The organism is Paenibacillus mendelii (assembly GCF_024498075.1).
GTDB lineage: Bacteria > Bacillota > Bacilli > Paenibacillales > Paenibacillaceae > Paenibacillus_Z > Paenibacillus_Z mendelii.
In genome coordinates this window covers 36,392-52,175 of the sequence record NZ_JANHOF010000001.1, presented here as the reverse complement: position 1 = coordinate 52,175, position 15,784 = coordinate 36,392, and the positions used below count along the sequence as shown (strand labels likewise).

The 15,784-nt window shown below is 49.6% G+C and carries 11 protein-coding genes; 8 read left to right on the top strand and 3 right to left on the bottom strand.

From position 1 onward, the window contains the following. Positions 1-18: 18 nt before the first annotated feature. Entirely contained in the window at positions 19-1,515 is a 1,497-nt protein-coding gene (locus tag NNL21_RS00195) for a DHA2 family efflux MFS transporter permease subunit (protein ID WP_204815402.1), read from the bottom strand. A 149-nt stretch (positions 1,516-1,664) separates the two neighbouring features. Here NNL21_RS00195 and NNL21_RS00190 point away from each other — a divergent pair, with 149 nt between their 5' ends. The 5 genes from NNL21_RS00190 to NNL21_RS00170 all read left to right on the top strand — a co-directional run bounded on the left by NNL21_RS00190 (position 1,665) and on the right by NNL21_RS00170 (position 6,689). After that, complete coding sequence (locus NNL21_RS00190; protein ID WP_204815401.1) at positions 1,665-2,546, top strand: TetR/AcrR family transcriptional regulator; 882 nt, start codon at positions 1,665-1,667, stop codon at positions 2,544-2,546. Between the two features lie 55 nt (positions 2,547-2,601). Further along, entirely contained in the window at positions 2,602-3,987 is a 1,386-nt protein-coding gene (locus NNL21_RS00185; protein WP_204815400.1) for a protoporphyrinogen oxidase, read from the top strand. A gap of 172 nt (positions 3,988-4,159) precedes the next feature. Then, the gene (locus NNL21_RS00180; protein ID WP_204815399.1) at positions 4,160-4,951 is read left to right on the top strand and encodes an alpha/beta fold hydrolase; all 792 of its coding nucleotides are present in this window, start codon (positions 4,160-4,162) and stop codon (positions 4,949-4,951) included. A 42-nt stretch (positions 4,952-4,993) separates the two neighbouring features. Then, positions 4,994-5,995: a sensor domain-containing diguanylate cyclase gene (locus tag NNL21_RS00175; RefSeq protein WP_204815398.1), complete on the top strand. Its 1,002-nt coding sequence runs from the start codon at positions 4,994-4,996 to the stop codon at positions 5,993-5,995. A 232-nt stretch (positions 5,996-6,227) separates the two neighbouring features. Beyond that, complete coding sequence (locus tag NNL21_RS00170) at positions 6,228-6,689, top strand: SRPBCC family protein (protein WP_204815397.1); 462 nt, start codon at positions 6,228-6,230, stop codon at positions 6,687-6,689. A gap of 78 nt (positions 6,690-6,767) precedes the next feature. Here NNL21_RS00170 and NNL21_RS00165 read toward each other — a convergent pair whose 3' ends face one another. Beyond that, the gene (locus NNL21_RS00165; RefSeq protein WP_204815396.1) at positions 6,768-10,463 is read right to left on the bottom strand and encodes a DOMON domain-containing protein; all 3,696 of its coding nucleotides are present in this window, start codon (positions 10,461-10,463) and stop codon (positions 6,768-6,770) included. A gap of 408 nt (positions 10,464-10,871) precedes the next feature. Here NNL21_RS00165 and NNL21_RS00160 point away from each other — a divergent pair, with 408 nt between their 5' ends. Genes NNL21_RS00160 through NNL21_RS00150 form a run of 3 tightly spaced genes read left to right on the top strand, consistent with a single transcriptional unit; the run spans position 10,872 to position 14,651 of the window. Next, positions 10,872-13,190 (top strand): hybrid sensor histidine kinase/response regulator, encoded by a 2,319-nt coding sequence (locus tag NNL21_RS00160; RefSeq protein WP_204815395.1) that lies wholly within the window; start codon positions 10,872-10,874, stop codon positions 13,188-13,190. Positions 13,191-13,242: 52 nt separating this feature from the next. Next, positions 13,243-13,608 carry a response regulator gene (locus NNL21_RS00155; RefSeq protein ID WP_204815394.1) on the top strand — a complete coding sequence of 122 codons (366 nt, stop codon included), beginning with the start codon at positions 13,243-13,245 and terminating at the stop codon, positions 13,606-13,608. Further along, the gene (locus NNL21_RS00150) at positions 13,605-14,651 is read left to right on the top strand and encodes an HD domain-containing phosphohydrolase (protein ID WP_204815393.1); all 1,047 of its coding nucleotides are present in this window, start codon (positions 13,605-13,607) and stop codon (positions 14,649-14,651) included. The genes NNL21_RS00155 and NNL21_RS00150 overlap by 4 nt, the downstream gene beginning before the upstream one ends. Before the next feature lie 143 nt (positions 14,652-14,794). Here the strand turns inward: NNL21_RS00150 and NNL21_RS00145 are convergent, their stop codons facing one another. Further along, positions 14,795-15,769, bottom strand: a complete 975-nt coding sequence (locus tag NNL21_RS00145; RefSeq protein ID WP_204815392.1) for an ABC transporter ATP-binding protein — start codon at positions 15,767-15,769, stop codon at positions 14,795-14,797. Positions 15,770-15,784: the final 15 nt, after the last annotated feature.

Sequence of the window (15,784 nt, the reverse complement as noted above, 5' to 3'; positions counted from 1 at the left end):
CTGATAAATCGATAACGTTTAATGTCCCATCATCATCTTGGCATCCGGTTTCTCAGATACACCATCCCATTCAAGCTCTTCCCTCAACTTCGGTTTGCGAAGGGTGAGGCTTACGAGTACGCCGAAGGCAGCGATGCAAGCGGTGAGAAAGAAAATATCGCCAAACCCGGCTGCCGAGCTCTGAGCGAGATTCGCATTAGCTCCCGCTTCAGCCATATGGTGAGTGGTACGGGAAGTTAAGTAGCCTGTTAATCCTGCAATGGCAAATGACATCACGACTTGCTGGGTAGCGGTAGTAAGAGGCGTGACCCGGCTGACAAGCCTGCGCGGAGCAGAATTCAATACATGCGTATTGATCGCCATCATGGATAAGCCCATCCCGGCTCCCATCATACTCAGCGGCAGCATCATCGTCATCCTTGTGCTATTGAGGTCGACTTGAGATAATAGGAATAATGCGGTGGAAATAACGATCAACCCAATGAAAGCAAGCGGGCGAGCTCCTATTTTATCGAATAGCCTGCCTCCGATCGGCATGAAAATACAGGATCCCAGTGCCATAGGGAGTGTCGTTAACCCGCTTTCTAATGCCGTATAACCCAGTAGAGTCTGCAAGAATAAAGGAACCATGAGAATGGAGCCCATGAGTGAAATTTGAGAAATCCACGATAAGAAGACGCCTCTGGTGAAATCGGAAGAACCGAATACGCGAAGCTCAAGCAGCGGTTGTTTCTGGCGAAGCTCGACGAAGATAAATATGATCAGCGCGACTCCACCGACAATTAACCCTGTCAATGTGCGGGTAGAGGTCCAGTCTACACCGCCTTCGCTCATCCCGAATGCCAGCATGGAGAACGCGATTGGCGCTAAGATCATTCCCAAGATGTCAAGAGCAGGAGTTTTGTGCCGCTCGATGACCGGTAAGTATTTGATCCCAACTAACAATGCCGCAATACCAATGGGCAGATTAATCAGGAAGATCCAGTGCCATGACGCAATACCAATGAGCCATCCGGATAGAATAGGACCGGCAGCCGGTGCAAGCAGCATGGGGACGCCAAGCATAGCCATAACGGAGCCTCTCTTATCGGGCGGGGAGAGCTTGAAGATCATAGCCATTCCGATGGGCGAAACCATCCCGCCGCCCAGACCTTGAATGATCCGAAAGAGAACGAGCTGCTCCGAGGTTTGAGCGACCGCACAAAGCACCGATCCGAGCGTGAATAGTGCAATTGTGATCAGAAAGACCTGTTTGGCTCCGAACTTATCCGTTAACCAGCCGGCTAATGGGATAACGGCAGCCAGAGATAGGGTATAGCCTGTAATGGTCCATTGTATGGTTTTGAGTGAGGTGTCGAAGTACTCCTGCAGATTTGGAATAGCAACATTAACGACTGTGCTGTCCAGAATAACCATAATCATCCCGATGATCACAGCCATAAGGGGCATAATGAGCGCCTTAATTGAAAATTCAGGCGGGGTTCCTTCTGGTACAGCGGTGCTTGGCGTAGACATAAGTGTGGGCTTCCTCTCCTTGACGAAACAGAATAAACGCAATACCATTTGACTAACTGTTTTTTTGAAAAACCAGTCAGTCAAATGGTATCCTTTATTTTACTTCATTACAATTCAAAGTCAATCACAATTTAAGAGGGGGAATCCGATTGAGCATCATCAGGCAAAAAATTATGGAATCCGCATCACGGCATTTTTCATTGCAAGGCTATGCGGCAACCTCCATACAAGAAATCGCAGATGATTGTGGAATTGCCAAAGGATCCTTATATAAATTTTTTCAATCGAAGGAAGACTTGTATGTAGCTTTTCACGATTCACAGCATATTGCGTTGGAAACTGAAATTGAAAGCATTCGATCCGACGCTTCGCGATCCCCGCGCGAGGTGTTCATTCTGGAGACCGAATGTCATTTCAAGTTTTTTCTGAACAATAAATTCGTCATGCATGATATTAAGGAACTGAAAGACTCGAATGGCGATTTTTCCCCCTATTTTCTTCGCCTGCGGGCATCTCATTTGAAATTCAGCAAGGATGGCTTGACTCGTTTACTTGGCGAAGATATCGGACATTATATTTGGGATCTGGTTATGATCTATAATGGAATTGTAAGAGAGTTTATATTTCTTCTCCTATTCGAGAATAAACCGCTGAATGTGAAAGAGGTTGCGGGGTATATCGTGGATCGCGTAGAAGAAATGGCTGCATGTCTTGTACAGAAGAAGACAAAGCCGATTCTGCAGGAAGCATTGATGAACGAATATATGCAATGTGAGATGGCAGGGAAGAAGATCTCAATCGCTGCGTACCGGACGAGCCTGTTAGATGATTTGTCATCCACATTAAAAGAGCTGCCAACAACGAATTTTCGTAAAGCCGAGCTGAGCGATGCAATTGCGCTGCTTCAGGGGGAACTCGATAACGACAAGCCGAAAGCGGTCATCGTTCATGCTTTGTTGGATTTTATCGGTAAGGAGCATGAGCTACAATATATTGTGAAGCAATTAGAAAGGCTCGTCTGTTTGAAGTAAAATGGAATTGTGATAGGCATACGGAAACAGGTTAGGAAAGGGAGGTAGAGTCTCTTTGAAAACAATCGCAGTTATTGGCGGAGGGATCACCGGGTTATCGACAGCTTACTATCTTCAGAAGATGCTGCGGGACCAAGCAAAGGACGTAAAAGTGGTATTGGTGGAAGCAAATGTTGCCTTAGGCGGTAAAATCAGAACCGTTCATGAAGGTGATTTTATTATGGAGACAGGGGCGGACTCGATCGTCGCGCGTAAAACGAATGTCGCTCCTTTCCTGGAAGAGCTGGATCTCCAGGACGACGTTGTGTATAATGCGACCGGCATCTCGTATATTCATACCGATGGTGTATTGAAGCAAATTCCGAAGGATGCGGTGTTCGGCATTCCAATGAGTCTGGAATCATTAGCGACAACTGATCTGGTTTCGGCGCAGGGAAAGGTTGACGCGTTGAAGGATTTCTACATACCGAACGAAACGTTTACGAAGGAGGATTCCATCGGCGACTTCCTGAAGCATTTTCTGGGAGAAGAGCTGGTCGAGAAACAAATCTCTCCGGTTTTGTCCGGTGTATACTCCGGGCAGCTGCAGGATTTAACGATTGCATCGACACTCCCTTATTTGATCGATTACAAGAATGAATACGGAAGCATCATTCGAGGTTTAGAAGCGAATAAACAACGGTTCCAAGCAACGGGAGACAAGAAATTTCTATCCTTCAAGAAGGGGGTATCCTGCTTAATTGACCGTTTGGCGGAGCGGATGACCGATGTCGATATCTATTCCGGTGTTCAAGCGGACAACATTGAGAAGGGTCAGGAACGGTATACCGTCTCTCTTTCCAATAAGGAAGAGCTTACAGCGGATTTCATCGTGCTGAGCACACTGCATCCTGTGGCCCAGCGCCTTCTTCACGATGAGAGCTTGGATGAGGACTTTAACCAGTTGAAGAACAGCTCCATGATCAGCATCTATCTTGGCTATGACATTCCTGACAGCGAGCTGCCCAAGGATGGGACAGGCTTTATCGTCTCGGAAGGCAGCGATCTGAGGTGCAACGCCTGCACGTGGACAAGCCGCAAATGGGATCATACCTCGGAGCACAAGCAGCTGCTGGTAAGGCTTTTCTATAAAAGCACTTGCCGCGATTATGACCAGCTCCGGATTATGTCGGAAGACGAGCTTCTGCAGGTAGCAAGGCAAGATATTGAAGACAGCCTCGGTATAACGGAAGGGCCGATTTCGTTCGAAGTGACCAAGTGGCATGAAACGATGCCCAATTATCATTTGAAGCATCCCCAAACCGTGAAATCACTGGAAAATAAACTGGCCGATAACTATCCTAACGTATTTCTTGCCGGTTGCTCCTATTATGGAGTAGGTATTCCGGATTGTATTATGAATGGCGAGCAAACCGCGCGGCGGATTGTAGAACGGCTGTAAGAACGAATTGCAATAACCATATTTAACCATTAACAACCAATCACGCCTCCGTGGCGTGATTTTTTTGTTATTTATTTGGATATCTATGTAATGAACTTTAAGAATTCTAGAGGATTTCCTAAGAGGATATCGTTATAATAGGGGAAAGTTATTCAAAGAGGGAGTTTGGGAAATGGACGATGTTATGATACGGAATAATGTGAAAGTGATCGGGGAAGGTGAACGCACCCTCATGTTTGCGCATGGATTTGGGTGTGATCAGAACATGTGGCAATACATCACGCCTTCATTCGAGAAAAGCTATCGAATCGTTCTATTTGACTATGTCGGTTCAGGAAACTCGGATTTATCCGCCTATACATCCGAGAAATACCGTACCTTTCAAGGATATGTGCAGGATGTTCTGGATGTTATTGAATCGTTAAAGCTGAGCGGCATTATATTCATTGGCCATTCGGTCAGTTCGATGGTTGGGATGCTTGCCTCTATTGCGCGGCCTGATTATTTTGATAAATTGATCATGGTTGGACCCTCACCGCGTTATTTGAACGAGGGTGACAATTATTTCGGAGGCTTCGATCGAAGCGATATTACGGAATTGCTCGACATGATGGAGATGAATTTCGCGGGATGGGCGAGCTTCCTGGCGCCGCTTGCCATGAATCATCCCGATCCTTCGCTGACCAAACAACTGGAACGAAGCTTTATCTCGGCGGATCCCGTTATTGCGAGGGAATTTGCGGAAGTGACATTTTTATCGGATCATCGGAAAGAGCTGTCCAAATCCACAGTTCCCACACTCATCATGCAATGCTCGGATGACAGCATCGTACCGATTGAAGTAGGTCATTATTTACATAGACACCTGAAGAACAGTACGCTTCGATTAATGGAGGCCAAGGGTCATTATCCGCATATCAGCCATCCGCAGGAAACGGTTCGGTTAATAAATGAATTTCTATGATGAAATTGACATGTTGATACATAATTGAAAGGAAATAAGATAATGGATGAACGTTTGAACTTCGCGCCTTGCGGATATATTTCCATTACGCCCGAAGGAATAGTTACCGAAGTGAATCAAACCTTCCTGGATAAGATGGGATATGCACGGGAGGATCTGGTCACGAAGCATTTGGAATCCATGATGTCTACACCCAATAAGCTGATCTTTCATTCCTACTTTTACCCTTATATCAATCTGAATGGACATGTGGAAGAGCTGTTTATCAGTTTAAAGGATCGCAATGGGCAATCGATTCCTTATATCCTAAATGGAAAACGGTATGAGAGTGAAGGCGCGGAGGTTATCGATTGTGTATTGGTGCAGATGGGCAAGCGCATCGATTATGAGCTCGAGCTTCGCTCGGCCAAAAAACAAATCGAAGAGGCGTACTGGGAGAAGGACCTGGCACTCACGAAGCTGAAACAAATTCATATGGAAATTGAACAGAAGCAGCAAGAACTGATGGAGATGAATGCTGTTTTAGTCGAACTGTCCGTTACCGACAAGCTCACCGGATTGAAGAATAGACGGTTTTTCCAAGAACAGCTAGAAGAACAAATCATGCAATATAACCAAGCTGGAGTCCCTTTTTCCCTTTTTATCGTCGACATCGATCATTTTAAAAAGGTGAATGATAACTGGGGCCATCAGATGGGCGATTATGTATTAGAGAAATTAGCCGTTATATTAAAATCTCATTCTCGTAAGGTGGATATCGTTGCCCGATACGGCGGGGAAGAGTTCGTGCTGATCTTACCGACTATGGATGCTGCAGAGTCGAAGATGAAGGCAGAGATTCTACGGCAAGCGGTAACCCAATCGGCTTGGGAAACGGGCAGCATCACGGTGAGCATAGGCATTGCTACGTTTACTTCTGCGGACACGGATACAACAATACTGAAAAAAGCCGACCAAGCCCTTTATGCTTCTAAAGAAAACGGCCGGAACCGCGTGACACACATCATGGACTTGAATGAGCAGTTTCATGCCAACCATCCTTGACAAGAACAAGAACCTATCGCTCTATATGGTAGGTTCTTGTGCTGCACGTTTAACTGATTTAGTCGCGCTGCTGCGGTTCATTCATGCAGCATGCAATCGGACATTCAAGGAACATTGATTCACGCGCCTGAAGGTGCTCGAGAGCAAGATATAGGAGCAATCGATAAGAAATCTGGATGACGAGGTTTATGCTAAAATAAGTACAGACAGGTACCTGAAAGGAGGATATAGGATGAAAACCATTCATGAAGAACCGGTTGTACAAGCCCAAATGCTCATCAGAAAACCAGTTGATGAGGTATTTGAGGCTTTTATCGACCCGGCGATTACTACCAAATTCTGGTTTACTAAAAGCAGTGGACGATTAGAAGCGGGCAAACGCGTCCAATGGGATTGGGAGATGTACGGCGCTTCCGCAGAGGTTGAAGTACTGGAAATCGAGAAGAACAAGCGAATCCTTATCGATTTCGGAAGCAGGGTCGAGTGGATCTTCACACCGCATACTGAGAACGAAACGTATGTCTCGATTACAAACACCGGGTTTATGGGGGAAGGGGATGACATCGTTAGGCAAGCCATCGATTCCACGGAAGGCTTCACAATTGTTCTCTGCGGACTGAAGGCTCTTCTCGAGCATAACGTCGTCTTGAATCTCGTAGCGGACAAAGCGCCAGATGCCCATGTTAACCGTTAAGGAATCACGGTTTGCGTGCATGAATAACGCCCCTGACCGGCAAGCCGGCAGGGGCGCTGCTGCACCTGTAGAAGGCGCTTATTTCGTAGCGGTGTATCGATAGTTAAACCGGTTGTTCGGCGCGCTGTCGCCGTTGACCGTAAATTCCGTGATATCGTACGACTGGATATTGTCCGCCCATTTGAAGTCGAATTGGAACGTCCGCGTTTTGGCGGGATAGCCGAGTTTGGTGAGCGGAATGGCAAGCTCCAGCTCGTTGTTCTTGTAACGATAAGAGACGTTGGCGACGAACGTTAGTGAGCCATCGGCATTCATACGGTGCAGCGAGGTATTCGAAGCGCTGACAGCTGAATCGCCCACCACATAGTCATAGCCGTGCCAGCCGGTCGTATAAATTCCATCCGTGTTCAGGAACAGCTGCATCCAATGCGGATCGGTATGGCTAGTCAGCGCGTCCTTCGACTTGACGTAGAAGTAGGCATTGTCCTTATCATGCGTGACACGCTGCTCGACCAGATCGTTGCGGCCCGTTTCATTAACATAGAAGTAATCGCCGTATCCTTTGTTGCTGCGGTGCATCGTATCGCCGTAATCATCCTTATAGCTTGAACGGACCGCCTTCCAGTCGTTGAATTTGCTGTCGATCCGGGCACCGATCGCCTTGGCCGCTGGCTGCGCTGCGTTTGTGCCTTTGAACCTTGCGATATTGGCTGCCAGCTGATAATAGTAATTATCACCATGTCCGCCGACCATCGGCTCGACGTCACGGCTGAATTCCTGATTGAACTGATCGACGAACATAACTGGAAGACTTACGCCATTCCACTCGGCGTATCGGCCGGCGGTCCATTCATTCCATCCTGTGACGAAGACGAATTCCGGATCCAGCTCCAACGCGCGATCCCATTGCTCTTGGAAATTGAGGCCCTGCGCAGTCGGATACGGCTCAGTCGGCGACTGACCGTTATGGAAGCTGCGTCCGGTAGCGCCTTCCTCTGTAAAGGTGGACAGTCGCCCGTTCACCGAGTTCTGCGCGACACCGACGGTTACCTCTTCGATATTGCCATCCTCGTCATAGAAGCCATGCTGCGGTGCAACCTCAAGCCATCCCCATGAATTGGCGGTCTGCGGACCTGCGAAATAGCTGGCCTGCGGCCTGCGGACCGTGAAGAAATCCTTATACTTCGCGTCAAGGGTATCCGGGTTGGCCATTATAATCGGTTTTCCATCCCATTGGAACCATAAGTCCTCGAAGAGACCCGCCCCATACAGATTGTCGTACAGCTCCTCAACGACCTTCGACGAATTGCCGAACGGCGTCAGGAAGATGACCTGAGGCGTCTTGCCGCCTTCCAGACGAATCTCCCGGTAGACGCGCAGCAGCTTCATGTAGATTGATTTATACGATACATTATTGCTTTCATCAAAAATGACAGCATCGACCCCGATATCGGTCAGCATCTGAGCGTGCTTGCGTATGACGAATTCATCATCCGAGAGATAGTAGCCAAAGACCGACTCGCCCCAATGATGCGCCGTAAACATCGGCCCCCATAACGGACTGTCAGCATTGGTGATCGCACTGGGATCCTGTGCGGTGATCTTGCTTATATCGTACGGACCACCCGAACCGTGCTGACCGTGCCAGGTATGATAGAAAATGCCGACAAATTTCTCATTGGCTTGATCGCTGGATGTCGGACTTCCGGTAGTCTGACGGCCCAAATCATCCACAGCGATCCATGCGCCGCTGTTCGTATCCCATTCCATCGTTGGCTCGCCGGAGCGCGCATAGGCGAGTACGACATCATGTCCGGCCCAAGGTTCGCCATATCGGTACGCCTCACCGCCAGAATACGAGTCATCTGCGATAGGGAAGCGGACGGTGCCGGAGCCTTTGCTGGTAAACTCGACATAATACCGGCCGGCGGGCTGATCGCCGACCCGGACATAGGCCCATTTGCGGTTCAGCTTCTCCAGCTTGGCGTTAATCATCAGAACATTATCGGCTCGCTCGTCCGTTCCCCGATAATAGAGACGGACCTCGACGTCAGACGCAGCGTGCTGCAGCGGAACAAGCAGCTGATTGAAAGGTTCGACAGCCTGGAAGGACTGCCCGAGTGAATTGCCGACCTCATGTACGCTGCTGACGCCCCGGTCGGAACCGGGAACAATCGTACCGTTCAGATAAGCCGTTCCCTTCGCATAAACATCGCTGTAGGTCGTCCACCCAGCACTGCCCTGAGGCTGACTCATCTCTACATAATAACGGCCTTCAGGCTGCGACGGGAACGTAATTGTTCCGCCCGCGCTCTGAGCATCAACAGTACCGCAATAGATGATAGCACCGGTCGGTCCGCCTTGACGCACGGTTAGGGCTGTACTTGCGCCCGTCCCGCTCAATGAAGCATCCAGCTTCAGACCGGCGATAGGGGAAGTCGTGACGAATTCCTGACCGAGCGATCCCTCTGAGCCGACCGAATCCAACGAGCCAGTCTGCCCGGATGGAATAATCGGCCGGTCCGTATAGACGGGAGTATTCGATAAATCGAAAGCGGAAGTGCCGCGGCTCACCAGCATATGAAGCGCTTCGTAATGGCGTGGCGGCTTCAAGTATCGGCCTGCACCGGACTCCATGCCCCCACCCGATCGGGCAGCCGTGCTTGTATCCGATCCATCGGCGGCATTCTCCGAAGCCATATCAGATTGCACATCGTAAGTGGTCGCCTCCATCGGGACGGGAGGTTCTGGATGCTCGATCTGCGGAGCGGCAGTCAAGGACGGCGATGCTGCTGGAGCGGGGCATGCGTGCGGAACGAATGCCGGTTCTTCGGCGGTCGTCTGCTCTTCCACCAAACGGGCTACAATCGCCCGGTCCGCTCCGGTTAAGGCTTTGCCATTCAGATAGGCAATTCCGCCGGCATAGGCGTCATCATCCGTTCTCGTCCACCAGCCGATCGCCCCGACCGGATTGCTCATCTCAGCGTAGTAGCGGCCGGGAGGCTGCTCGGGAAGAAACAAATCAGTTCGATTATCCCGGGCGTTATGGACATCGGTCGTGAAGACCGGTTTGCCTGACGGTCCGTCCTTATAGAGTGTGAACGTGAAGCCCGAGTCCGCCTGTGTCCAGGTGGGTGCAGCCAGTGTAAGCTGATTGAACGGACGCGCAGCCAGGAAGTCCTGTCCGATCGGCTCTCCGTCTACCAGCATAACCGGATTCATCGATCCGGCATGCGGGACGAATATATCTTCATAGATGAATTCGACAGGAGGCTGCACGCCGCCACCCGCCGAACGCAGGACGATCGAACGGTCTTGGCTTGGTACAGCGGTACCACTGGTGTACGCCGTTCCGCCTGCATACAAATCGGGCTTCGTCCACCAGCCGATCGGCCCGACCGGATCGCTCATCTCAACGTAATAGGCGCCAGGCGCCAGCTCCTCCGGGAGGTCGATAGCCGTTTGCCCGTCAACAGCATTAGGAATGATCTTCGTGAAGAGGACAGCTCCTTCCGGATTGTCACTGCGGAGCGTGAACGTAAATCCGGAATCGGCCTTGTTCCAGGTCGGCGTCGAGATCAGTACGACATCGAACGCCCGCGGCGCCGTGAAGGATTGGCCCAGCGTGATGCCATTCTCCATCTGGACCGGCGTCCATGGATCTCCGGTAGGGACCAGAACGTCCTCATACGCCGCGCTTGCCGGGAGGGCATGCAGCAGAGGAAAGGCGAGCGCCATTACCAGCAGAACGGTTAACCATTGTTTGCGGTTCATTCGTCATGTAACCCCTTTCATAAATAGGATGGGGCAAAAACGTTTTATTCACATACGCCCGACTTCACTATATTACAAGGCACGAAGAAGTGAATATAGGCGCGAAGTCCATATTTATCCATATTGACTTCTCTAAATTCTGCGCTTAGGTGACAAGATTCTCCAATATAACCAAAGGATACGGTGTGAATTTCATCCAGATATAGAAAACGTTTTAATATCCCCCCGGAACGCTCATGCTTCGGTCGAAAGATGTTGCAAGTTATCCATAAACCGAGGTCCCAAGCTATTAATAAATGAGGTCAAAAAAACCGAAGAATGTTATAAAGACTACTATTATGAGCCGTGTCTACGGTTGTCGAAAAAAAGGAAAACAGCGTGTATTCTCCAGCTGGTTAGGAGTAGAAGATGATTACAGAGCTCATCGATATCCGGCATGCCTTATCTGCCCTGCAAGAATCCTCGATCATTTCAATCACCGATGATCGAGGCGTGATTACATTTGTTAATGATCTATTTTGCGAAATATCCCAGTATGAGAAGTCAGAGTTAATCGGATGCAATCATAATATTGTACATGCCGGATTTCATTCCCATAACTACTTTCAAGAGCTGTGGGGGACGATCGGGCGGGGCCAAGTGTGGAAAGGCGAAATGAAGAATCGGGCCAAGAATGGCACGGAGTATTGGCTGAATCTGACCATTGTGCCTTTCAAGAATGAAGAAGGCGTGGTCTATCAGCACATGGCAATCGGAACCGATATAACCAAACGCAAGCAGAATGAAGCCGCTTTGGTTCAGACCGTGGAAAATTTGCGTGATATCGAAAATGCCCTGGATGAATCCTCAATCGTTGCGATTACGGACGACAAAGGGGTAATAACCTATGTGAATGAAAAGTTTTGCGAGATTTCCAAGTACAATCGAGAAGAGCTTCTAGGACGGACACACCGTGTGATCAACTCCGGTTATCATCCGAAGATCTTCTTCAGGGAAATGTGGGCAACGATTAAACAGGGACGCGTATGGAAGGGTGAAGTAAAGAACCGGGCTAAGGATGGCAGCGAGTATTGGATGAATACGACGATCGTCCCTTTCCTCGGGAGCGATGGGAAGCCCAGACAATTTATTTCCATTCGCACGGACATTACGGACCGCGTTAAAGCAGAAGCCGCGTTGGCCGAACGGACAGAACAGCTGGCAAGGGCGCGCGACGAAGCCATTCGTGCAAGTCTGATCAAGAGCCAATTCCTGGCGAATATGAGCCATGAGCTTCGAACGCCGCTCAATGCGATCATCGGTTATAGCGAGATGCTTCAGGAAGAAGCGGAAGATATGGGAGAATCGGTCTTCGTCGAGGATTTGGCAAAAATCAGCAAAGCCGGGAACCATCTGCTCGCTTTGATTAATGATATTTTGGACATCTCCAAAATTGAAGCAGGCAAGATGGATCTTCATCCCGAAAGCTGCAGCTTGCCGGATTTGATCCATGATGTGATGATGACCATCCGTCCGCTTGTCGAGAGCAAAGGCAATCATATTCAAACGACATGCAAGGAAGAAGCGGATATTACGGTTGATGTTACCAAGCTAAGGCAAGTGCTGATTAATTTGCTGAGTAACGCAAACAAGTTCACCGATACCGGATCTATTCTATTTGAGGTGTATAAGGAAGACCGTTTCAACCTGTCGGGGTATGCTTTTCGCGTGCAGGATACAGGAATCGGCATGACGCCGGATCAATTGAAAAAGCTGTTCCAGCCCTTTACACAAGCCGATGCTTCCACAACGCGCAAATATGGAGGAACAGGTCTCGGCCTTGCGATCAGTCAACGATTCATCCACTTAATGGGAGGCGACATTCGAGTAGAGAGCGAGTTTGGCGTCGGAACTACTTTTACTTGCTGGCTGCCCGACTCGACAGAAGATCCGAAGGAATCGCCAGCCCATTCGGATGTCTCGAATCAGCCAACGGATGATAACGGACAGGTCAACATCTTACTTATTGATGATGAAGTCTTTAATCGTGATCTAATGGAACGTTATCTGGCCAGAACGGGATGGACCCTAGCCTATGCGGATAACGGTGCTGAAGGGCTCAAGCTCGCCAAATCATTGCGTCCCAAAGTGATCTGCCTGGATATTCTTATGCCTAGCATGGATGGCTGGAGCGTGCTTTCCGCATTGAAGAACGATCCTGAGCTAGCGGATATTCCGGTTGTCATCTGGTCCATGACGAGCGACAGGCAGCTGGGCTATACGCTCGGTGTATCCGAATACTTGACTAAGCCAGTTGAACGGGAACGGCTCATTAAGGTCATGGAAAAGTATATTGAAAAGCGAAGCGAGCATCAGGTTCTCGTGATCGAGGATGACTCGACGGCGACTGAGTTCATGACCAAACTGCTGCTAAGAGAAGGGTATTCGGTCGCCCACGCCGGTAACGGTCGACTTGCGCTGGAGCAATTGTCCAAGGAGATTCCATCTCTTATTCTTCTTGATTTGATGATGCCAGAAATGGACGGATTTCAATTCATAGCCGAGATGCGCAAGCAGAAGGATTGGAATTCGGTTCCGATCGTTGTTATGACCGCTAAGACCATTACTGCAGAAGAAAGGCAGATGCTAAACAGGCATGTGACCAACATTATGCAAAAGGGCTCTCTTGACTACAGTACATTGGTAGCAGAGATCAGAAAATGTATGGAAACTCCCATTGGAACCTAATCGGGAACAAGAATAGGATTGTTGAGAAACGATTTTTGGAGGCCGAAAATAGTTGATTACTGTTCTCTTAATTGAAGATAATGAAATGAACCGCGATATGTTGTCCAGACGATTGGAGCGCAAAGGATATCGGATCGTCACTGCCGAAGACGGCAGACAGGGGGTTATGCTTGCCGAGCAGCTCAGACCGGATCTCATCTTGATGGATTTGAGTTTGCCCGTTCTGGATGGATGGGAAGCGACACGGCTGTTGAAGAGCTCTGCGGATACCAAAGATATCCCTGTCATTGCCCTGACCGCGCATGCCATGACAAGTGACGAAGAAAAGGCATACCAGGCCGGATGCGATGATTTCGATACCAAGCCGATCGTTCTGGATCGTTTGCTCAATAAGATGAGGGACGTATTAAACAAATGAAAGATGACATCATACGCTCAAAACTATTAATCGTAGATGATCAGGAGTATAACGTTACGCTGCTGGAACGAATTCTCATTCGAGCGGGTTTCAAGCACATCTATAGTATCGTGGATCCGCTACAGATCCTTCCGGTATTTGCAGAGATAGAACCCGATATCGTCTTGCTGGATATGCACATGCCCGGGATGGACGGTTTGGAGGTACTGCGGCTGATCCGTGAAAGAACAGAGGCTGACCAATATTTACCTGTACTGATGCTCACCGCAGATGTAACCCCCGAATTGAAGCAGCAGGTGCTGCAGGCGGGCGTCAATGATTTTCTGACGAAGCCATACGATCGAACGGAAGTCGTCCTGCGCATTAATAATTTGCTCAAAACCAGACAACTGCATAAACAAATTCAACAGCACAAGAACACTTTAGAAGATCGGGTTCGTCAGCGGACGGAAGAATTGCAAAAGGCAAAGATTGAAATTCTTCACTTGCTCGGACGCGCGGCGGAGTATCGTGATGATATGACGGGAAGTCATACGCTGAGGGTCGGCAGACTATCTGCCTTAATTGCCAGCCGATTAGGTCTATCCGAGGAGCAAGTGGATATGATTCGCATGGCAGCGCCTCTTCACGATATCGGCAAAATCGGCATTCCCGACGAGATCCTGCTTAAGCCGGGGCGGTTTGAGCCCGAAGAGTTTGAACGAATGAAAACCCATACGATGATCGGAGCCCGAATATTGGAGGATAGCTCCTTTACGTTCCTGAGGTTAGCTGGCAGTATCGCCCAGTCTCATCATGAGAAGTGGGATGGAACAGGCTATCCGAATGGGCTGCAGGCAGAAGACATCCCATTAGAAGCAAGAATTGTGGCTCTCGCCGATTTTTACGATGCTCTGACTCATGAGCGTCCGTACAAACGGGCATGGACCCCGGAAGAAACGATAGCCGAGGTGAAGATTCAGTGCGGCGTTCATTTTGATCCTCAGATTGTGAAGGCCTTTATTCAATTATATGAAGAGGGGCTCTTGCCGACCACGACCTGAAGCGCACCCTTATAGTAAACATTGGCCCAGCACCCTAGGTGGGAAGCCGATGAATGCTGTAAGGGGCGCTTTTTCTTCAGGGAACTCTTGACAGGATACCGTTAGGGGGAGGAAAACGCGATTACGCGATGCTGTATCCGTACTCAGTATACCCGATGAATAATGTCCTCAAAGTCGGGCTCCTCGATATGGACATCGAGTAAGTCGCCCCATTCGCTGACGTTACGAAGCACCTCCATTGCGGTGACTTCGTTTCGGTTGCATTCGATGGTGAGGACGTTGTCCTGGACGTCCGTAACCTTGAATGGAAGCATCTCCGTGCGTCCGGCAGGCAGCGTCACCGGACCCCGGAACGCGAGCTTCATGACGGATGGCAGGCCGATTCGCTCCTGCAGATTTTCGATGCTGCCGTCGTAGATGGCTTCGCCGCGGTTAATGACGATGACGCGCGAGCATAACTGCTCGATATCGTCCATGTCGTGCGTGGTAAGGAGGATCGTCTTTCCCCATTCGACATTCAGGTGTTTCAAATAGGTTCTGATCTGTTTCTTGGCGACAACATCAAGGCCGATGGTAGGCTCATCGAGGAACAGAATCGCCGGGTTGTGGAGCAGCGCTGCCGCCAGATCGGCGCGCATACGCTGCCCAAGCGATAGCTTTCGTACAGGCGTATCGATAAATTCGTCCAGCTGCAGCACATTCCGCAGGGTGGCCAATTGTTCCTTGTAATGGGGGGCATCCAGCTTATACATGGAGGCGAGAATATCGTAGGAATCGCGCACGGGCAAATCCCACCATAGCTGCGACCGCTGTCCGAAGACTACGCCAAGCTGCCTGACAACCTGCCGGCGATTCTGCTGCGGGCTTGCTCCACAGATGAGTACATCGCCCGAGGTAGGGTGCAGGATGCCGCTCAGCATTTTGATCGTGGTTGATTTGCCGGCTCCGTTCGGACCGATGTACCCCACGAATTCACCGGAGCCAATCGAGAGGGTCACATCCTTTACCGCGTTCACCTCGCGATACTCCGAAGCGAATAAATTGCGAATGCCTTTGAAGCGTCCCTCCTTGGGGACGGTCAGCTTGAAGGTTTTGCATAGATTCCGGGCGATGATCATTGAGATGTCTCCGTT